General features: G+C 69.9%; 8 protein-coding genes and 2 rRNA genes. 3 read left to right on the forward strand and 7 right to left on the reverse strand.

Translation table 11 applies throughout. From position 1 onward, the window contains the following. Positions 1-12 precede the first annotated feature (12 nt). The 3 genes from OG710_RS12130 to OG710_RS12140 all read right to left on the reverse strand — a co-directional run bounded on the left by OG710_RS12130 (position 13) and on the right by OG710_RS12140 (position 6,207). Positions 13-3,136 (reverse strand): 23S ribosomal RNA (locus tag OG710_RS12130). A 303-nt stretch (positions 3,137-3,439) separates the two neighbouring features. Continuing rightward, positions 3,440-4,965 (reverse strand): 16S ribosomal RNA (locus OG710_RS12135). The 16S and 23S rRNA genes sit together here, the layout of an rRNA operon. A 687-nt stretch (positions 4,966-5,652) precedes the next feature. After that, positions 5,653-6,207: a MarR family winged helix-turn-helix transcriptional regulator gene (locus tag OG710_RS12140; protein WP_111336448.1), complete on the reverse strand. Its 555-nt coding sequence runs from the start codon at positions 6,205-6,207 to the stop codon at positions 5,653-5,655. 157 nt (positions 6,208-6,364) lie between these two features. Between OG710_RS12140 and OG710_RS12145 the strand changes: the two genes are divergently transcribed. Then, positions 6,365-7,660 (forward strand): MFS transporter, encoded by a 1,296-nt coding sequence (locus OG710_RS12145; protein WP_330239348.1) that lies wholly within the window; start codon positions 6,365-6,367, stop codon positions 7,658-7,660. Positions 7,661-7,669: 9 nt separating this feature from the next. Here OG710_RS12145 and OG710_RS12150 read toward each other — a convergent pair whose 3' ends face one another. Both OG710_RS12150 and OG710_RS12155 read right to left on the reverse strand, forming a co-directional pair. Beyond that, positions 7,670-9,331, reverse strand: coding sequence for an ATP-binding SpoIIE family protein phosphatase (locus OG710_RS12150; protein WP_330239349.1), 1,662 nt, complete (start codon positions 9,329-9,331; stop codon positions 7,670-7,672). Between the two features lie 191 nt (positions 9,332-9,522). Beyond that, positions 9,523-10,920: an NAD(P)/FAD-dependent oxidoreductase gene (locus tag OG710_RS12155; RefSeq protein WP_443064242.1), complete on the reverse strand. Its 1,398-nt coding sequence runs from the start codon at positions 10,918-10,920 to the stop codon at positions 9,523-9,525. Positions 10,921-11,258: 338 nt separating this feature from the next. Here OG710_RS12155 and OG710_RS12160 point away from each other — a divergent pair, with 338 nt between their 5' ends. Then, entirely contained in the window at positions 11,259-12,128 is an 870-nt protein-coding gene (locus OG710_RS12160) for a TetR/AcrR family transcriptional regulator (protein ID WP_443064243.1), read from the forward strand. Positions 12,129-12,376: 248 nt separating this feature from the next. Beyond that, the gene (locus tag OG710_RS12165) at positions 12,377-14,374 is read left to right on the forward strand and encodes a sigma-70 family RNA polymerase sigma factor (RefSeq protein WP_330242226.1); all 1,998 of its coding nucleotides are present in this window, start codon (positions 12,377-12,379) and stop codon (positions 14,372-14,374) included. On the opposite strand, the gene OG710_RS12170 is transcribed toward OG710_RS12165, so the two are convergent. Both OG710_RS12170 and OG710_RS12175 read right to left on the reverse strand, forming a co-directional pair. After that, the gene (locus tag OG710_RS12170) at positions 14,361-17,834 is read right to left on the reverse strand and encodes an AfsR/SARP family transcriptional regulator (RefSeq protein WP_330239351.1); all 3,474 of its coding nucleotides are present in this window, start codon (positions 17,832-17,834) and stop codon (positions 14,361-14,363) included. The two genes, OG710_RS12165 and OG710_RS12170, sit on opposite strands and share 14 nt — an antisense overlap. 63 nt (positions 17,835-17,897) lie before the next feature. Next, the gene (locus tag OG710_RS12175) at positions 17,898-20,009 is read right to left on the reverse strand and encodes an asparagine synthase-related protein (RefSeq protein ID WP_330239352.1); all 2,112 of its coding nucleotides are present in this window, start codon (positions 20,007-20,009) and stop codon (positions 17,898-17,900) included. Between the last annotated feature and the right edge of the window lie 872 nt (positions 20,010-20,881).

The following is a 20,881-nucleotide window of genomic DNA, read 5'->3' on the forward strand; positions in this document are numbered from 1 at the left end:
ACGCGAGCAACTGAGGACAAGCCCTCGGCCTATTAGTACCAGTCAGCTCCACCCGTTACCGGGCTTCCACATCTGGCCTATCAACCCAGTCGTCTACTGGGAGCCTTAACCAATCAAGTTGGTGGGAATACTCATCTTGAAGCAGGCTTCCCGCTTAGATGCTTTCAGCGGTTATCCTTTCCGAACGTAGCCAACCAGCCATGCCCTTGGCAGAACAACTGGCACACCAGAGGTTCGTCCGTCCCGGTCCTCTCGTACTAGGGACAGCCCTTCTCAATATTCCTACGCGCACAGCGGATAGGGACCGAACTGTCTCACGACGTTCTAAACCCAGCTCGCGTACCGCTTTAATGGGCGAACAGCCCAACCCTTGGGACCGACTCCAGCCCCAGGATGCGACGAGCCGACATCGAGGTGCCAAACCATCCCGTCGATATGGACTCTTGGGGAAGATCAGCCTGTTATCCCCGGGGTACCTTTTATCCGTTGAGCGACAGCGCTTCCACAAGCCACTGCCGGATCACTAGTCCCGACTTTCGTCCCTGCTCGACCCGTCGGTCTCACAGTCAAGCTCCCTTGTGCACTTACACTCAACACCTGATTGCCAACCAGGCTGAGGGAACCTTTGGGCGCCTCCGTTACCCTTTAGGAGGCAACCGCCCCAGTTAAACTACCCATCAGACACTGTCCCTGATCCGGATCACGGACCCAGGTTAGACATCCAGCACGACCAGAGTGGTATTTCAACGACGACTCCACAACCACTGGCGTGGCCGCTTCAAAGTCTCCCACCTATCCTACACAAGCCGAACCGAACACCAATATCAAACTATAGTAAAGGTCCCGGGGTCTTTCCGTCCTGCTGCGCGAAACGAGCATCTTTACTCGTAGTGCAATTTCACCGGGCCTATGGTTGAGACAGTCGAGAAGTCGTTACGCCATTCGTGCAGGTCGGAACTTACCCGACAAGGAATTTCGCTACCTTAGGATGGTTATAGTTACCACCGCCGTTTACTGGCGCTTAAGTTCTCAGCTTCGCCACCCCGAAGAGCAGCTAACCGGTCCCCTTAACGTTCCAGCACCGGGCAGGCGTCAGTCCGTATACATCGCCTTACGGCTTCGCACGGACCTGTGTTTTTAGTAAACAGTCGCTTCTCGCTGGTCTCTGCGGCCACCCCCAGCTCACCAAGTAAATCGGATCACCAGGAATGGCCCCCCTTCTCCCGAAGTTACGGGGGCATTTTGCCGAGTTCCTTAACCATAGTTCACCCGAACGCCTCGGTATTCTCTACCTGACCACCTGAGTCGGTTTAGGGTACGGGCCGCCATGAAACTCGCTAGAGGCTTTTCTCGACAGCATAGGATCATCCACTTCACCACAATCGGCTCGGCATCAGGTCTCAGCCTTAACGTGTGACGGATTTGCCTACCACACGGCCTACACCCTTACCCCAGGACAACCACCGCCTGGGCTGGACTACCTTCCTGCGTCACCCCATCGCTTACCTACTACAAGTCTGGTTCGTCGGCTCCACCACTACCCTCAACTCCGAAGAGATCGGGCCGGCTTCACGGACTTAGCATCGCCTGATTCAGTACTGGGCGTTTCAAAGCGGGTACCGGAATATCAACCGGTTGTCCATCGACTACGCCTGTCGGCCTCGCCTTAGGTCCCGACTTACCCTGGGCAGATCAGCTTGACCCAGGAACCCTTAGTCAATCGGCGCACACGTTTCTCACGTGTGTATCGCTACTCATGCCTGCATTCTCACTCGTGAACCGTCCACAACTCGCTTCCACGGCTGCTTCACCCGGCACACGACGCTCCCCTACCCATCCCAGCAGGCGTTGGCCCTGATGCTGGAATGACACGACTTCGGCGGTACGCTTGAGCCCCGCTACATTGTCGGCGCGGAATCACTTGACCAGTGAGCTATTACGCACTCTTTCAAGGGTGGCTGCTTCTAAGCCAACCTCCTGGTTGTCTCTGCGACTCCACATCCTTTCCCACTTAGCGTACGCTTAGGGGCCTTAGTCGATGCTCTGGGCTGTTTCCCTCTCGACCATGGAGCTTATCCCCCACAGTCTCACTGCCGCGCTCTCACTTACCGGCATTCGGAGTTTGGCTAAGGTCAGTAACCCGGTAGGGCCCATCGCCTATCCAGTGCTCTACCTCCGGCAAGAAACACACGACGCTGCACCTAAATGCATTTCGGGGAGAACCAGCTATCACGGAGTTTGATTGGCCTTTCACCCCTAACCACAGGTCATCCCCCAGGTTTTCAACCCTGGTGGGTTCGGTCCTCCACGAAGTCTTACCTCCGCTTCAACCTGCCCATGGCTAGATCACTCCGCTTCGGGTCTAGAGCGTGCAACTCAATCGCCCTGTTCGGACTCGCTTTCGCTACGGCTTCCCCACACGGGTTAACCTCGCTACACACCGCTAACTCGCAGGCTCATTCTTCAAAAGGCACGCAGTCACGACGCACCGAGCAAGCTCGATGCGCGACGCTCCCACGGCTTGTAGGCACACGGTTTCAGGTACTATTTCACTCCGCTCCCGCGGTACTTTTCACCATTCCCTCACGGTACTATCCGCTATCGGTCACCAGGGAATATTTAGGCTTAACGGGTGGTCCCGCCAGATTCACACGGGATTTCTCGGGCCCCGTGCTACTTGGGTGTCTCTCAAACAAGCCGCTGATGTTTCAGCTACGGGGGTCTTACCCTCTACGCCGGACCTTTCGCATGTCCTTCGCCTACACCAACGGTTTCTGACTTGTCTCACAGCCGGCAGACTGCGAAAGAGAGATCCCACAACCCCGCATGCGCAACCCCTGCCGGGTATCACACGCATACGGTTTGGCCTGATCCAGTTTCGCTCGCCACTACTCCCGGAATCACGGTTGTTTTCTCTTCCTGCGGGTACTGAGATGTTTCACTTCCCCGCGTTCCCTCCACACTGCCTATGTGTTCAGCAGCGGGTGACAGCCCATGACGACTGCCGGGTTTCCCCATTCGGACACCCCCGGATCAAAGCTCGGTTGACAGCTCCCCGGGGCCTATCGCGGCCTCCCACGTCCTTCATCGGTTCCTGGTGCCAAGGCATCCACCGTGCGCCCTTAAAAACTTGGCCACAGATGCTCGCGTCCACTGTGCAGTTCTCAAACAACGACCAGCCACCCACCACCCCGCCAGAAACTGACGAGTTCACTGGGGCCGGCAACCGAAGGACGACCATCACGGCCGTACCTTCAGATACCCAACAGCGTGCCCGACCCGGTAAGCCACCCACCACGTTCCACGCCCCGAAGAGCAGTACTAGTGACAACCAACTTGCCGTGCCGAGTAGTCAACGTTCCACCCATGAGCTGACCACCGTCGGACGTTTGCCGACGTAGTGGCTCTGGATTCCTTGCGGAATCTAGATGCTCCTTAGAAAGGAGGTGATCCAGCCGCACCTTCCGGTACGGCTACCTTGTTACGACTTCGTCCCAATCGCCAGTCCCACCTTCGACAGCTCCCTCCCACAAGGGGTTGGGCCACCGGCTTCGGGTGTTACCGACTTTCGTGACGTGACGGGCGGTGTGTACAAGGCCCGGGAACGTATTCACCGCAGCAATGCTGATCTGCGATTACTAGCAACTCCGACTTCATGGGGTCGAGTTGCAGACCCCAATCCGAACTGAGACCGGCTTTTTGAGATTCGCTCCGCCTCACGGCATCGCAGCTCATTGTACCGGCCATTGTAGCACGTGTGCAGCCCAAGACATAAGGGGCATGATGACTTGACGTCGTCCCCACCTTCCTCCGAGTTGACCCCGGCAGTCTCCTGTGAGTCCCCATCACCCCGAAGGGCATGCTGGCAACACAGAACAAGGGTTGCGCTCGTTGCGGGACTTAACCCAACATCTCACGACACGAGCTGACGACAGCCATGCACCACCTGTACACCGACCACAAGGGGGGCACCATCTCTGATGCTTTCCGGTGTATGTCAAGCCTTGGTAAGGTTCTTCGCGTTGCGTCGAATTAAGCCACATGCTCCGCTGCTTGTGCGGGCCCCCGTCAATTCCTTTGAGTTTTAGCCTTGCGGCCGTACTCCCCAGGCGGGGAACTTAATGCGTTAGCTGCGGCACCGACGACGTGGAATGTCGCCAACACCTAGTTCCCAACGTTTACGGCGTGGACTACCAGGGTATCTAATCCTGTTCGCTCCCCACGCTTTCGCTCCTCAGCGTCAGTAATGGCCCAGAGATCCGCCTTCGCCACCGGTGTTCCTCCTGATATCTGCGCATTTCACCGCTACACCAGGAATTCCGATCTCCCCTACCACACTCTAGCCTGCCCGTATCGACTGCAGACCCGGAGTTAAGCTCCGGGCTTTCACAACCGACGCGACAAGCCGCCTACGAGCTCTTTACGCCCAATAATTCCGGACAACGCTTGCGCCCTACGTATTACCGCGGCTGCTGGCACGTAGTTAGCCGGCGCTTCTTCTGCAGGTACCGTCACTTTCGCTTCTTCCCTGCTGAAAGAGGTTTACAACCCGAAGGCCGTCATCCCTCACGCGGCGTCGCTGCATCAGGCTTTCGCCCATTGTGCAATATTCCCCACTGCTGCCTCCCGTAGGAGTCTGGGCCGTGTCTCAGTCCCAGTGTGGCCGGTCGCCCTCTCAGGCCGGCTACCCGTCGTCGCCTTGGTAGGCCATTACCCCACCAACTAGCTGATAGGCCGCGGGCTCATCCTTCACCGCCGGAGCTTTCAACCTTCTCCCAGGAGGGAGAAAGTGGTATCCGGTATTAGACCCCGTTTCCAGGGCTTGTCCCAGAGTGAAGGGCAGATTGCCCACGTGTTACTCACCCGTTCGCCACTAATCCACCCCGAAGGGCTTCATCGTTCGACTTGCATGTGTTAAGCACGCCGCCAGCGTTCGTCCTGAGCCAGGATCAAACTCTCCGTGAATGTTTTCCCGTAATCGGGACCACACATCACGAGAGCGGAACGAGCAAGGTCGGAATATGACCCGTCGTCCACTGCGTCCTCGCTGTGTTTTTTGCCTGCCCGACCCGCAAGGGATCGCACAGGACTTTCAAAGGAACCTCCAACCTGCCGTAGCAGGCCGGGGTATCAACATATCTGGCGTTGACTTTTGGCACGCTGTTGAGTTCTCAAGGAACGGACGCTTCCTTTGTACTCACCCCTGCGGGTTTTCCTCCGGGCGCTTCCCTTCGGTCTTGCGTTTCCGACTCTATCAGACTCTTTCGTGTCCGATTCCCGGTCGAAGCGGGTCAATCATTTTTCGCTTTCCAGGTCTTCGCTTTCGCGTTTCCCTTTCCAGCGAGTCCGACTCTATCAGATCCTTTCGGGCCTGATTCCCAGTCAGCGGGGCTTGTCCTCCCGGCCGTTGGGCCGTTCCAACGTCCAAAACTCTAGCGGATTTTCCCGGCGACTCATAATCGAGTCTTTCGAAATGAATTTCGGCATGCCGAAATCTTCCCGAGCCGGGAGATCGTGCGGAGTTTTGGTTGGCCGCTGTTGCGGCGGGATCGATCGCCGCAGAACCGTTCAGGCTCTGTGGCAACCCGGAGAACACTACGGATCGGGGAAGGACGTGTCAACCCCCTCCCCGTCTCCCTCCCGAGACCCCCGTCAGTCCAGGTCGGTGAGGCGCCCGCCGGCGTCCGGCTGGGCGTGCTCCACCCGGCGCAGCAGGTGCGTCAGCATCTCGCCGAGCAGTCCGCGCTCCTCGCCCCCGAGGTCCTGGAGCAGGTCCGCCTCGAACGCGGTCGCCATCCGCATCGCCTCCATCCACTTCGTCCGCCCCTCGTCCGTCAGCTCGACGATGACGCGAACGCGGTTGTTCTCGTCGCGGTCGCGGGTCACCAGTCCCTCACCGGCCATGCGGTCGATGCGGTGCGTCATGGCGGCCGGGGTGAGGCCGAGCCGCTTGGCGAGTTCGCCGGGGCCCAGCCGGTACGGCTCCCCGCTCAGGACGAGGGTCTTGAGGACCTCCCACTCCGCGTTGCTGATGCCGAGGGTGGCGAGCTGTCTCCCGTACGCCACGTTCATCCGGCGGTTCAGCCGGCCGAGGGCGGAGACGACCTGTTCGACCTGGGGGTCCAGGTCGCGGTACTCGCGCTGGTAGGCGGCGATCTGCTCGTCGAGGCTCGGCTCGTGGAGTCCGGGCTCGCTGGTGTCAGACATGGCGCGCAGTATGACACGTCGCCCGTAGCCGTCGAAGTCCTTCGAGTCATAGTGTTCGACGTCTAACTTTAGTGATAAAGTCTTCGGGTTCGAGTCGTTCACTTGGGTACGGCTCAGAGGTTTCGAGAGCTTGAGGTAGGTGAGTGTGACCAGGGAAATGGGCGCAGCGCTCCGGCGGATTCAGCTGGGGAGCGCGCTGAGCGCGTTCGGGCTCGGGTTCACCGTTCCGTATCTGTACGTCTACGTGGCGCAGGTGCGGGATCTGGGCGCCGGTACGGCGGGGATCGTCCTGGCGGTGTTCGCCATGGCGGCGCTGGCCGTCCTGCCGTTCACGGGCCGGGTGATCGACCGGCGCGGGCCGCTGCCCGTCCTGGTCGTCGCCTCCGCCGTCGCTTCCCTGGGCGCAGTCGCGCTCGGCCTGTCCTCGCAGGTCACCGCCGCTGTGCTGTCGGCCGCCGTGCTCGGCGCGGGTACGGCCGTGATGCAGCCGGCGCTGGCCACCATGCTCGTCCGGTGCACCGGCCCCGCCACCCGGACGCGGGCCTTCGCCATGCAGTTCTTCCTGCAGAACCTGGGGCTGGGCATCGGTGGTCTGGTCGGCGGGCAGATCGTCGACACGAGCAGCCCGGCGTCGTTCACGCTGCTGTTCCTGATCGAAGCGGTGATGTTCCTGGTGCTCGGCGCCATCGCGGCGACCGTGCGGATGCCGCGTACCCCTGCGGCCGTGCCGGAAGGCGCGGCGGGTTCAGCGGCCGGGCGGGGCGGGCTGCGGGTGCTGCTCTCGCACCGGGCGATGGTGCAGCTGTGCGTGCTGGGCTTCGTGCTGTTCTTCGCCTGCTACGGGCAGTTCGAGTCCGGGCTCGCGGCGTACGGAACCGAGGCGGCCGGAATCGAGCCCTCCACGCTCGGCGTGGCGCTGGCGGCCAACACCGCCGTCATCGTCGTCGCGCAGTTCGTGGTGCTGCGGCTCGTGGAGCGCCGCCGGCGCACCCGGGTCATCGCCGCGGTCGGTCTGATCTGGGCCTTCGCCTGGATCGTGGCCGGTTACGCGGGGCTCGGGCACGGCAGCCAGACCATGGCGACGGCCGCGATGATCTCGACGTACGCGCTGTTCGGGCTCGGCGAGTCGATGCTGTCGCCGACCGTCGCGCCGCTGGTCGCGGACCTGGCGCCGGAGTCGATGGTGGGCCAGTACAACTCGGCGTTCGCGCTGTGCAAGCAGCTCGCGCTGGCGGTCGGCCCGGCGGTCGGCGGCCCGATGGGGGCCTCGCTGCACGGCCCGTACATCGTGACGTTCGTGCTGTTCTCGCTGGGGATCACCGCGCTCGCCCTCAAGCTGGGCCGGCGGCTCACCCCCGTACAGGACCAGCCGGCGCTCGCGAATGTGCCGTCCCGTGTGGTGGCCGTGTCCATGCCGGAGAGCGCGTCGGCCCCCGTGGCCGCCGCGCGCTGACCGCGCCCCCTACCGCGGCAGGGCGAACTCGCACCAGACCGCCTTGCCGCCGCCCGGCGTACGGCGGCTGCCCCACGCCGTAGCGATCGAGGCGACGATCTCGATGCCCCGGCCCGCCTCGTCCGCCGGGTCGGCGCGGCGGCGGCGCGGCAGGTGGTCGTCGCCGTCCGTCACCTCGATGATCAGGCGGCGGTCCGTACGGCGCAGCCCCAGGCGCATCGGCGGGGTGCCGTGCTGGAGGGAGTTGGCGACCAGCTCCCCCGCCGCGAGCACCCCCAGGTCGCGCAGCTCCACCGGGAAGCGCCACGAGGTGAGCACCCCCGTCGCGAAGGAGCGGGCACGGGGCGCCGCCTCGATGCCGCCGAGCAGGTCGAGCGAGGCGTTGTGGAACAGCTCGGCGGCGGCGCCCGTGCGCGCGGGGTGCTGGACGACCAGGACCGCCACGTCGTCGTCGTGCTCGGCGGTGACGTTCAGGGAGCGGATCAGCCGGTCGCACACCACCTGTGGTGCGCCCCGCGCGCCGGACAGCGCACGCTCCAGCGCGGCCACGCCCTCGTCGATGTCCTCGCTGCGGCGCTCGACGAGCCCGTCCGTGTAGAGGACGGCCGTGGAGCCGGGCGGCAGCGGGATCGTGCCCGAGGTGTGGAGCCAGCCGCCGGTGCCCAGCGGGGGCCCGATCGGGTCCTCGGCACGGCGCACCGTGCCGTCCTCCTCGCGCACCAGGATCGGCAGATGCCCGGCGGAGGCGTAGACGAGATGCCCCTCGTTGGGGTCGTGGACGGCGTAGGCGCAGGTGGCGATCTGGCTGGCGTCGATCTCGGCGGCGAGCCCGTCGAGCAGCTGGAGGACCTCGTGGGGCGGCAGGTCGAGCCGGGCGTACGCGCGCACGGCGGTGCGCAGCTGGCCCATGACGGCGGCGGCGCGCACCCCGCGCCCCATGACGTCGCCGATGACCAGGGCGGTGCGGCCGGCGCCGAGGGTGATCACGTCGTACCAGTCGCCGCCGACCGCGGCGTCCGTGCCGCCCGGCTGGTAGGTGGCGGCGATCCGCAGGTCGTCGGGCTGTTCCAGCTCCTGCGGGAGCAGTGAGCGTTGCAGGGTGACGGCGGTTTCGCGGTGGCGGCCCTCGCTGGCGCGCAGCCGTTCGGCGGCCTCGGCGTGGTCGGTGACGTCGGCGGCGTACACCAGGACTCCGCTGTCGCGGCCCTTCTCATCGTCGGGCCGTACGGGGGTGCAGGTCACGGTGTACGAGCGGCCGTCGGTGGCCTTGCGGGACTTGACCGTGCGCGGGGTGCCGCTGCGCAGGACCTGGTCCATGAGGGGGAGCAGGCCGATCGCGGTCAGCTCGGGCATCGCTTCGGCGGCGGGGTCACCGCAGGGGCGGGGGCCGAAGGCGGCGGTGTAGGCGTCGTTGACGTAGGCGATGCGGTGGTCGGGGCCGTGCACCAGGGCGACGAGGGCGGGCAGCCGGCCCAGGATGTCGCGGGCGGAGAGGTCCTCCAGGTCCGGCGCCCCGGGCAGGGGGCTTCCGGCGGGTCTGTCCCGTGGCGGGCCCGTAGCCGGTTCGGCCCGGTTGTACTCGGCGCGGGCCGCCGGTACGGAGCTGTGGTCCTCCCGGGCGGCGCGACGCTGCGTACCGGGGAGGCGGGCGCTCCAACGCGTGAAGTTCACGGAATTTCTGGCCTCGTGTGTCGGTCTGGTCCGCTCGGGCGGGCTGCTTCCTCTGCCGGGGCGTCCCACCTTGCCAGGGTGTTCGGCGGCCCCGGGGGGCGGTCTTCGCTGGTCACTGTCGGTTGCTGCCGGCCGGGTCACTCTGTGCAGATGCGGGCCCACCCATGGTCACACGTCCAGTGTGTCGGACCCTACTGACAGTCGTCCCCGTCGGGCCGCGGCCGGCGGCCTGCGGCGAGTTCGAACTCGGCCCTGGGATGCTCCAGGGAGCCGAGGGAGACGATTTCGCGTTTGAAGAGGCCCGCGAGTGTCCATTCGGCAAGGACGCGTGCCTTCCGGTTGAAGGTGGGAACCCGGCTCAGGTGGTACATGCGGTGGATCAGCCAGGCCGGACAGCCCTTCATCCGGCGTCCGTAGATGTGCGCGACGCCCTTGTGCAGTCCGAGCGAGGCGACGGAGCCCGCGTAGCCGTGGCGGTACTCGGTGAGGGGTGTGCCGTCGAGCGCGGCGACGAGGTTGTCGGCGAGGACCTTGGCCTGGCGGACGGCGTGCTGGGCGTTGGGTGCGGTGGTGCGGCCGGTTTCGGCGGCGGTGAGGTCGGGAACGGCTGCGGCGTCGCCCGCCGACCAGGCGTGTTCGGTGCCTTCGACGGTGAGGCGGGCGGTGCAGACGAGCCTGCCGCGCTCGTCCAGGGGGAGGCCGGTGGCGGCGAGGAGCGGGGCGGGTTTGACGCCGGCCGTCCATACGAGGGTGCGGGTGGGGAAGCGGGAGCCGTCGCTGAGGACGGCGATCCGGTCCTCGCAGGAGTCCAGCCGGGTGTCGAGCCGTACGTCGATGTTGCGGCCGCGCAGTTCCCGTACGGCGTAGCGGCCCAGGGACTCACCGACCTCGGGCAGGATGCGGCCGGTGGCCTCGACGAGAATCCACTTCAGGTCCTCGGCCTTGATGTTGTGGTAGTACCGCGAGGTGTAGCGGGCCATGTCCTCCAGTTCGGCGAGCGCCTCCACTCCGGCGTAGCCGCCGCCGACGAAGACGAAGGTCAGGGCCGCGTCCCGGACGTCGGGGTCGCGGGTGGCGGAGGCGATGTCCATCTGCTCGATGACGTGGTTGCGCAGCCCGATGGCCTCCTCGATCGTCTTGAAACCCACGCCGTGGTCGGCGAGGCCGGGGACGGGGAGGGTGCGCGAGACCGAACCGGGGGCGAGGACGATCTCGTCGTACTCGATCTCCAGGGCGCCGGTGCCGTCCTCGCCGCTGGCGAGGGTGGTGACGGTGGCGGTGCGCTTGGCGTGGTCGATGCTCTTCGCCTCACCGATGACGATGGTGCAGTGCGGCAGGACGCGGCGCAGCGGTACGACGACGTGGCGGGGTGAGATCGAGCCGGCGGCCGCTTCCGGGAGGAACGGCTGGTACGTCATGTAGGGCTCGGGCGTGACGACGACGATCTCGGCCTCACCGCTTCTGAGTCTCCGCTTCAGCTTCCGCTGGAGACGCAGCGCTGTGTACATCCCGACGTAGCCTCCGCCGACGACGAGGACGCGCGCACCCGGCGGGGGGCCGGGGGGTGTGCCCCCGGAAGCTGAAGCCATCACCACCCCATGACGCAACGTGCACCGGAGTTTGTCCACAGCCCCGGCAAATTGTGTGACCGGACTTCGTGAACGGGTCGCCTCCGCGGGCCGGACCGTTGGTGTGCAAGCCCCGCAGGTCAGGCATCGCGGTACGCGGCAGGGCCGGGGTTCAAGTGGTGACCAACCGGTCCTTGCTCCGATCGGGGGGCGCTCCGGGCGGAACTGCCCTCTTCTGAATTGACCCTGGCTCAACTATGTTCGTATGTCGTCAGGGTGTCGGACGGTGACGATCGGTCCGCGCTCGACAGACACGGCGGGAGTCTCCGGGGGGAGACGTCATAACCGGGGGAACAGTTATGGATATTCAGGAATCGCATTGGCCGACAACTGCTGTCGCGCCTGAAGAAAGCGGACACATCGGGGCAGTCGGCACCCTCAACGGGGTGGGCGGCCCGGCGACCACGTCGCAGGCGGCGGGCAGCCCCCTGAACAACGGCATGGGTTCCGCGTCGGCGCATGTGCGGTCGGCCCCGCTGCGGGTGGACGCGCAGCGCAATCTGGAACACGTGCTGCGTGCCGCGCGCGAGGTGTTCGGGGAGCTGGGTTACGGCGCCCCGATGGAGGATGTGGCCCGTCGGGCCAGGGTCGGCGTGGGAACGGTCTACCGGCGCTTCCCCAGCAAGGACGTGCTGGTGCGCCGGATAGCCGAGGAGGAGACCTCCCGGCTGACCGATCAGGCCCGGTCCGCGCTCGGGCAGGAGGACGAGCCCTGGTCGGCGCTCTCCCGCTTCCTGCGGACGTCGGTGGCGTCGGGGGCCGGACGGCTGCTGCCGCCGCAGATACTGCGGGTCGGTGTGGAGCCGGAGGACTCGACGGCGGTCGGCGAGGCCGGTGGCCTCGCGGCCGGGGAGGCCGCGGGCGACGAGCCCCGCGTGCCCCAGCAGCGCCAGGAGACCGGCGCGGCTCGGGCGGCCGGGCAGCGGCCCGCCCCGGAGACGGGCGGCGAGGACCTGGGCGCCGGTGCTGCCGAACTGCTGGAGGTCGTGGGGCGGCTGGTCGAGCGCGCGCGGACCTCGGGTGAGCTGCGCCGCGATGTGACGGTGTCGGACGTGCTGCTGGTCATCGCGACGGCGGCGCCCTCGCTGCCGGACGCGGCTCAGCAGGCGGCGGCCTCGTCCCGGCTGCTGGACATCCTGCTGGAGGGCCTGCGCTCCCGCCCCGTGTGACGGGTACGCGCCCGCGGCCCGGGGGACGGGCGGCGGGCGCGACGCGCGTGCGGGTACCGGCTCCGGTGCGGGTCCGGGCGTCAACTTCGGGGGTGCGCCCCTTCCCCGAATGAGTGCCGCCCAGGGCTCATATTCGGGGAAGGCGTCCCCGGATGAGTGGTTGGCGGGGCTGTGGGCCCGCCTCCTCGGCGCTCTGTGGCACGCTTGCCCGGTATTCGGGTCCGATGGCGCATACGGGGGCGTCCGCGATGAGCGGTGACGGGCAGAGGGAAGAGTCGCACGACGGTGTGTCCGTCACGGGCGACGGTACGAGAGCGGTCGGCCCGCCCGGCCATCAGGTGCCGAGCCAGGCCGTCCCCGGTCACCACGACGTCGACGAGGACGACAGTGGCGGAACGGTCCTGCCGGGCCCCTGGCCGCCCGCCGCCGACGACGACGCGCCGGACGCCTCCGGGGCTCCGGGCAAGGCGGTGGCAGGGGCAGCGGCGGAGCAGCCGGCCGCCGTGCCGATGCAGCGGGCGGGACGCGGCTCGGACGCCGAGCTGATCCAGCGCATGCGCGAGGGCGACGACCTCGCGTACGACGAGCTGTTCCGGCGCCACGCCCAGGCCGTCCGCCGTTACGCCCGCACCTGTTGCCGGGACGCGCACACCGCAGACGACCTGACGGCCGAGGTGTTCGCCCGCACCCTGCAGGCGGTACGGGGCGGCAAGGGGCCCGAGGAGGCGGTACGCGCCTATCTGATGACGGCCGTCCGCCATGTGGCCGCCGCCTGGACGAAGACCGCGAAGCGCGAGCAACTGGTCGACGACTTCGCCGCGTTCGCCGCCCAGGCCGCGCGCTCGTCGGAGGTGTCGGACGCGGACACCCTCGACCTCGGCGCGGATGTGCTGGCGATGCACGAGGCCGAGCAGTCGATGGCCATGCAGGCCTTCCGCAGCCTCCCGGAGCGCTGGCAGGCGGTCCTCTGGCACACCACCGTCGAGGAGGAGTCGCCCAGCGACGTCGCCCCGCTCTTCGGGCTGACCGCGAACGCCACATCGGTGCTGGCCAGCCGGGCCCGCGAAGGGCTCAAGCAGGCCTACCTCCAGGCCCATGTGAGCCAGGCGCTCACCTCGGGCGGCGACTGCGCACGGTACGCGGACCGGCTCGGCGCGTACGCGCGCGGCGGGTTGCGGATGCGGGCGGAGCGCGGGCTGCGGAGCCATCTGGACGAGTGCGTGAAGTGCCGGGTGGCCGCGGGCGAGCTGGCCCAGGTCAACGCCGGTATCCCCGCGCTGCTTCCGGTCGCGGTCATCGGCTGGTTCGCCGCCGGGTACGCCCTCAAGGCCGCCGGAGTGGTGGCCGGGGGAGCCGCCGGGGCCGCCGGGGCGGGTGCCACCGCGGCGGCGACCGGCGGGGGCTCCTCGGCGGGTTCGGCCGGTGGCGCGGCGGCCTCCGAAGGGCTCGGCGCACCGGCCAAGGCCGGGATCGCGGCGGCGGTGGCCGTCGCGGCGGCGGCCGGGCTCGTCTGGGCCCTGGTGGGCGACGACAGCCCCCGGCCCGAGGCGAAGCCGGTCCCCAAGCCACCGGCCGTGGCGCCGGCCGTGCCCTCGCCGACACCGCCGAAGCCGACTCCTCCGAAGCCCGAGCCGACGCCGCCGCGCCCCGCGCCGCCGGCTCCCACACCGCCGAAGCCCACACCGCCCCCGCCCACGCCGACCCCTACGCCCACACCCACCCCGACACCGACACCCACCCCAACACCCACGCCCACGCCAACGCCCACGCCGAGTCCCACGCAGACACCGCCGCCTCCCGCGCCGGAGCCAGAGGTCTACCAGGTCAACGAGCTGGACTACACCGTCGTCGGCGACCACACCGCGCCCGAGGTCGTCATCGGCGAGAGCGGCTGGGTCTGGCAGCGCTCCAACCTGTCGATCGGCGGCACGCGGTACGCGCACGGGGTGACCGTCAGCAGCCGCTCCTCGGTGGTCATCCAGCTGAACCGCCAGTGCACCCGGTACGAGGCGATGGCCGGGGTCGACGACCTGACGCGCGGGCTCGGCGCGATGCGGTTCTCGGTGTTCGGCGGTGACGGTACGCGGCTGTGGCAGTCACCGGTGCTGCGCGGCGGCGAACCCGCCGTGCCGGTCGCGGTGAACGTCGAGGGGCAGCAGCGGATTCGCCTCGTCGTGGAGCCGGAGCGGCCGTTCCGCGGGATCGCCCTCGCGGACTGGGCCGCGTCCCGCATCAGCTGCCGCTGAGGGCCGGCCCCTCCGCGACGACCTCATCCAGCACGTCGATGACGTCGTCCAGGCTCAGCGCGCGGCCGACGGTGCGTTCCCGCTCGTAGCGGGCGGCGCCCAGTTCCTCGCGGCACAGGTGCGCCGCCGCGTCGATCTCGGCCCGCTCCCCCGCGCTCCTCGGGCTCGACACCCGCCGCCACTCGTCGGAGGCGGCGAAGACGCGGACGGCGGCCGCATGGTGGCCCAGCTTCGCCAGGACCGTCACCGCGCCGTCCGCCAGCAGCCCCGTGACGCTCTCGGCGCACTGCGCATCCCGCGCCGCCACGAGGCACTCGGCCAGCCCGCGCGCGCCCACGGCCGGACCGCCTCCGGGCTCCGGCTCGTACACGGCGATCCGGGCCGCAAGACCGGCCATCGCCACCGTGAAGTGCGACGGCGGGCCGCCGCGCCCGGCCTCCTCCATCGCGGCGGTGACATGCCGCCGGGCCTCCGCGATGTCGCCCCGGTAGAACGCCATGGTGGCGCGCAGATAGCGGATGTACGCCATGGCGTCGTGCGCCTGGTGGCGCTCCGCCTCGGCCTCCGAGGCATCCAGCCGCCGTTGGGCGTCGGCCGGGTCACCGGTGCGGTAGGAGAGTTCGGCGAGGCGGGCCAGGTGGAACGGCGCCTCGGCGTGGGCGCCGACCTCCCGGCACAGCACCAGCGCCTCCTCGTAGGCCGTCCGGGCCTCCTCGTAACGCCCGCGCATCATGCCCGCTTCGGCCACCGCGCTGGCCACCTGGGCCCGCATCCAGCGGTCGCCGACGCGCCGACTCAGGTCGCGCAGTTCTTCGAGGTCGTCGTCGATGCCGGGCATCCCGCCGGGCATGTCCACCAGCATGTGCGCGCGGAACATCAGGATGACGCCGTACTCCCACGGTTCGCCGTGCTCACGGGCGTTGTCGACCGCCTTGTTGATCTTCCCCCGCGTGTCCTCCGAGGAACCGGTGAGATAGGAGGTCATCGGCCAGAGCAGGCCGGGGAAGCGCACGCCGTGGGTGGGAGAGGTGGCGAACACGTCGGCCACCCGTGTCACGAGCGCGTGGAGTTCGGTGTCGCCGTGAGCCATCGCGGAGTGCCCGCTCTCCGCCGCGTAGAAGAACCACAGCAGATGCAGGTTCATCCGGGGCCAGAAGCGGGGGTCCGACTCGTCGGTGGGTTCGGGGCCGAGCGAACGGGACCGCTGGGTCCAGGACAGGCCCTCGGAGCGGTAGCTGCGCAGCCACCAGAACCAGCCCATGCCCAGCACCAGGCGGGCGGCCTCCGCTTCGGACGGTGCGGTGGGCGCGGTGGTGCGCTGGAGGGCGGCCCGGATGTTGTCGAGGTCGGTCTCCAGGCGCTGTATCCAGGGCAGCTGGTCGCCGGAGCGCAGCAGCGGCTCCGCCTCCTCGACCAGGGCGAGGAAGTACCCGGTGTGCGCGCGCTCGGCGGCGGCGCGTACGTCCGGGGTCTCGGCGCTCCGCTCGGTGGCGTACTCGTGGATCGTCTCCAGGAGGCGGTAGCGCATCGCGCCGTCCGCCGCCGGGGCGGCCACCACCAGGGACTTGTCCACCAGCGCGCCGAGCAGGTCGGCGGTGTCGGCGGCGGGCCTGCCGGGCGCGGCCGGGGTGCTGATCACCGCCTCGGCGGCGGCCAGGTCCCAGCCGCCCGCGAAGACGGAGACCTGGCACAGGGCCGTGCGCTCGTCCTCGTCCAGCAGGTCCCAGGACCAGTCGACCACCGCGCGCAGGGTCTGCTGCCGGGGCAGTACGGTCCGGCTGCCGCCCGTCAGCAGGCGGAACCTGTCGTCGAGCCGGTCCGCGATCTGCCGTGGCCCGAGCAGACGCAGCCGGGCGGCGGCCAGTTCGATGGCCAGCGGCAGCCCGTCCAGCCGGCGGCAGATCTCCGCGACGGCGTCCGCGTCGTGCGCGGGCCCCTGTTCCGGGTCGAAGCCGGGGCGTACGGCCCTGGCGCGCTCGGTGAACAGACGGTGCGCCGGGTCGGCGGGGAGCGGCCCGACCGGCCGTACGGACTCGCCGGGGACGGCGAGCGGTTCCCGGCTGGTGGCGAGGACGCGCAGTTGCGGGCAACGGGTCAGCAGGGTCTCGGCCAGTAAGGCGGCGGCGCCGATGACGTGCTCGCAGTTGTCCAGGATGAGGAGCACCGGCGCGGGGCGGGAGCCGTGGCCCAACCGGTCCACCAGCACATCGACCGGGTCGGTGCGCGGGGGTGCCCCGTCGAGGGTGTTGTCCCGCAGCAGCGTGGTCTCGCGCAGGCCGAGCGCGGAGAGCACGGCGTCCGGGACGGCTTCCGGGTCCTCCACGGGCGCGAGTTCGGCGATCCAGACCTCGGGCGGGGCCGTGCCGGGCCCGGAGGCGGGCTCCTGGCGGGCCGCTGCCTCCTCGGCGAGCCGGGTCTTGCCTGAGCCGCCGGGGCCGGTGAGCGTGACCAGCCGGGAGCGCGTCAGGTCGTCGCGGATGGCACGGAGTTCGGGCTCGCGCCCCACGAAGGAGGTGAGCCGGGGGCGCAGATTGCTCCGGGCGGGTTTCACGTGAAACAACCCGGTTTCATCGGCCCCGGACCCCGACCCGGCCCCGGACCCGGCCCCGGCAGCCTGGGCGAAGCCACCAGCCGGTACGGACCCGGCAGCCCGCGCGGCGGTGAACACATCGGCAGCCGGTGTGAACGCGGGCGCGGGCGCCAGTAGTTCGCGGTGCAAAGCCGCCAGCTCCGGTCCGGGGTCGGTGCCGAGCCCCTCGGCGAGGGCGCGGCGCGCGTCCTCGTACGCGGCGAGCGCGTCGGCCTGTCGGCCGTCGGCGCGCAGGGCCCGTATGAGCTGCGCCCGGAACCGCTCGTCGTACGGGTGGGCGGCGACCAGCTCCGTCAGCTCGGCGACCAGATCGGCGGCGGAGGGGGCGGAGGGCGCGGAGGCGGGCGCGGTGGCCCGGCCGGCCGTCACCCGCCGCAGGTCCGTCTCGATGCGGCGCTCCAGCGTGGCCAGGCGGCGGGCCTCCGGGCGGAGGGCGTGGCCGTGGTCGCCGTCCGGGAGGTCGGCCAGGGCCGGGCCGCGCCACAGGGCGAGCGCGCTCCGCAGATCGTGGGCGGCCTCCTCCAGCGACCCGGAGTCGAGCGCGGCGCCGCCCTGCCGGGCCAGCCGCTCGAACTCGTACAGGTCCACGTCCTGCGGGCCCGCCGTCAGGCGGTAGCCGCCCGGCGTGCTGGCCACCGCCTCCCGGCCGAGTGCCTTGCGCAGCCGGCCTACGAGTGCCTGGAGGGCCGCCGGTGCGTCCGCCGGGGGTTCGTCCGCCCAGACGTCGTCGACCAGATCGGCGACGGGGACGGGGCGGCCCGGCCGCAGGGCGAGGGCGGCGAGAAGAGCGCGCAGCCTGCTGCCGCCGAGGGGCAGCGCGTCACCGTTCTCGTCTCGCGCCTCGCTGGCGCCCAGGATCAGATACCGCACGTCACCATTGTGTCCTGCGCCGTGCCCGGCCAGCAGGGTTCGAAGGGCGTGGGCGCCCCCGGCTCATCCCTGGAGCGAGCGCCGGGCCGGGACGACACCACCGGCCACCGCGCGCTGGCGGGGGGCCGCCGAGCCCGTCCAGCAGGTGCCGCGCCGGGAGATGAGGCGGCGCAGCCACAGTTCCGTGGAGGCGAGATCGGCGAGGCCGTCCAGCGGCAGCGGCTCGCCCTCGGAGGCGGCGCGCAGGGCCTTGCGGACGACGCGGGCCTCCACCAGTCCGGCGTCCGCGAGCAGCGGGGCGTCGAAGAGGGCGATCAGCTCGGGCAGCGCCGCGCGCAGCCCGGTCCGGGTCACGGTGGTGGAGGTGTGCTGCGAGGGCGCGCCCCAGCCGGGAGGCAGTTCGTGGATGCCCGCGCCGGCCAGCACGCGGCGCAGGATCGCCGCGCGGGCCCCCGGCTGGACGCGCAGGGATTCGGGGAGCGCGCGGGCGGCGCGTACGACCTGGTTGTCGAGGAACGGGGCGTGGAGCCGCTGGGAGCGGATCTCGGCGGCCTGCTCCAGGATGCGGTGGTCGGCGGCGCTGCGGGCGAGTGCGGCGCGGGCCCGTGCCTCGCCGGGGCGCTGGACGGAGGAGGGGCGGATCGCCGCCTCCTGGAGACGAACCGATACTTCTGCGAGCGCCTCCCCGGTCAGCCAGCGGGCGGCGGGTCCCGGCCGGGACCAGGCGAGCGCGGCGAGCGAGGCGTCGGCGGGGGTGTCGAGCCCCGGAGCGAGGCGGTTGGCCTCGGGCAGCCGTCCGGCGGCCGTTTCGAGGCCGGTCCGGTACGACGTACGGGCGAGCCGGCGGGCCGCCCGGTAGACCGTGAGCGGGACGAACAGCGACTGGGCGGTGGGGCCTTCGGCCTTGGCGAGGGCGGCGACCGGGCGCAGCAGGTGGCGTCGGCGCCGGTCCATGAGCAGGTCGGCGAGGCGGGCCGGGTGGGCGTCGAGCACCTGGCGGGCCCCGGCGCCCACGAAGTGGTCGGCGCTGCCCGCGGAGAGCCGGCGGCGGTGGCGTTCGGCGAGGACGAGGGAGGGGGCGGGCTCGTCGGTGAGCGCGCCGGTGCCCAGCGCGGCGTAGGGCAGGGCCTCCTCACCGGCCGCGACGACGACGTGGTGCAGGCGGGGGTTGGCCGCGATGGCGCGGGCGCGTTCGAGCTCGGGCTCGTGGGCGCGGGTCGTCAGATCGTTGAAGGTGACGGCGAGCAGCCGCTCCCCGGCGCCGGTGCCGTGGCCCAGGATCGTGCCGGGCAGTCCGGGGAGTCCGGCGGCGAGCAGGGCGAGGGTCGCCGACGCGCTGCCGCCGGAGAGGTCGGCGCCGATGCCTGGCACGGGGGCGCCCCGAGCGGCGCGGCGTTCGGCGGGCCCCATGCCGGGGACCGGGCCGGGGTCGGGGGGCAGGGTCTCCGGGGCGTGGCGGGGGGCCAGGAGCCGGGCGCGTACCGCTTCGACCAGGGCGTCGCGGACGCCGTCCACGGCGCTCACCGGGTCGAGTTCGGGCGCGGCGACGGCGAGGGAGGCGACGGCCTCGTAGCCGGTGATCTCGCGGGAGCCCTCGCGGAGGATCAGGGCGTGGCCGGGCGGGATGCGTTTCACGCCCGCGTAGGGGGTGCCGTCGCCCAGCGCCTCCGGGGTCTCGGGGCAGGCCAGCAGCGCGGCCAGATGCCCGATGTCCAGCTGGGCCTCGATCAGGTCGGCCAGCGGCAGCGCGGCGGTGGCGTACGCGGTGCCGCCCGCCCAGGGGGTGTAGAAGACGGGGCGGGCTCCGGCGAGGTCGCCGACGACGGTGATGCGGCGGCCGATCTGGACGACGGCCGTGTAGCTGCCGGTCCATGCGGTGAGGTGGCGCAGGGCGCCGCCGCGCGCGGCGAGGAGGCCGACGCGCAGTTGTTCGTCGGTGGCGCCGCAGCAGCCGAGGACGGCGAGCCGGACGGTGGGGGCGCCTTCGGCGGTGTCCACCCGGATCGTGCGGATCTCGTCGGGCCGCCAGTCGCCGACCGCCCAGAGCGGATCGGGGTCGCTCCACAGGAGTTGGGAGCCCACGGGGTGCATCGTGCGCCCGTCGTCACCGCCGCCGACCGCCCCGGCCGTGCCGAAGCTCGCGGCGATACTGCTCCAACCCACCAACCAACGCATCGCCGCCTCCACAGGCTGTGGACAAAAAAACGGCGCGGCAGGCAGGCACCCGGAGAACTCCGGTGGCGATCGGCGCCGTTGCGGACATGCTGCCACGACAACGGCGCGCAGGAGTGGCTACGGACGGCGCACGTCGTGCGCGCATGCGCCCCTGGCAAAGGCCGTGGGGCGAACGGCGGGGCGCGCGTCCCGCGCGCGGCCTCCGCGCGTCGTCCGGGAGGGCAACGCGGGGGCGACGGGCGGGCGTTGTGTTCCCCGTTCCCGCCGGGCGCGAACGCCCCCTTCCGGCCAGTGCCCGCACCCGGTGGGCGCGGTCGCCGGGATGCCCGCGCGTCCCCCGGCCCGACCCCGACCGACCGTCGAGATCCGGCCATTCTCACGCGCGGAGGGAACCGCCGACCTCTTGATCGGCCGCCCTCTTCATCCGCATCTGCCCTTGTTCGGCCGGCGCATCCGCGCTCGGCCCGCCCGGCCGGCCCCACAGGGGCGTCCTCCCCCGCGGGACGCCCCCGCACCCCCGAACGCACGGTCCGGGAGGCGGGCCTCGCCTCCCGGACCGGTCCCACCGCCTGCGGGGAATGAGGCGGCGATTTCCCCCAGCTCCCTGCTTCCAGCACAGCGAGCCGATCCACGCAGCACCCATGCAAGCGCCGCCCCCGAGGCCCGGCCAGAGCGCACATGCGGGCGCACGGCCACACACCGGGGGGCACACGCGGACCGCCACCGACGGACCTCGCGACGACGGCCGGGAGCGACGGGGAACGGCTCCGCATCCGTACGCCCGCGCGCCGGTCGGCGCTGGTCGGCGGGGTCGGGAAGCACGGCGGCGGGCGGCCCGGAGCAGCGGCGCGAGCGGTCCGCACACCACTCCG

It is taken from the genome of Streptomyces sp. NBC_00525 (genome assembly GCF_036346595.1).
Lineage (GTDB): Bacteria > Actinomycetota > Actinomycetes > Streptomycetales > Streptomycetaceae > Streptomyces.

What these genes read in the sequence shown, in the direction of transcription:
- OG710_RS12165 (WP_330242226.1), top strand. Translation starts at nt 12,377, where the DNA reads ATGAGCGGTGACGGGCAGAGGGAAGAGTCGCACGACGGTGTGTCCGTC.
- OG710_RS12160 (WP_443064243.1), top strand. Translation starts at nt 11,259, where the DNA reads ATGGATATTCAGGAATCGCATTGGCCGACAACTGCTGTCGCGCCTGAA.
- OG710_RS12155 (WP_443064242.1), bottom strand. Translation starts at nt 10,920, where the DNA reads ATGGCTTCAGCTTCCGGGGGCACACCCCCCGGCCCCCCGCCGGGTGCG.
- OG710_RS12145 (WP_330239348.1), top strand. Translation starts at nt 6,365, where the DNA reads ATGGGCGCAGCGCTCCGGCGGATTCAGCTGGGGAGCGCGCTGAGCGCG.
- OG710_RS12140 (WP_111336448.1), bottom strand. Translation starts at nt 6,207, where the DNA reads ATGTCTGACACCAGCGAGCCCGGACTCCACGAGCCGAGCCTCGACGAG.
- OG710_RS12175 (WP_330239352.1), bottom strand. Translation starts at nt 20,009, where the DNA reads ATGCGTTGGTTGGTGGGTTGGAGCAGTATCGCCGCGAGCTTCGGCACG.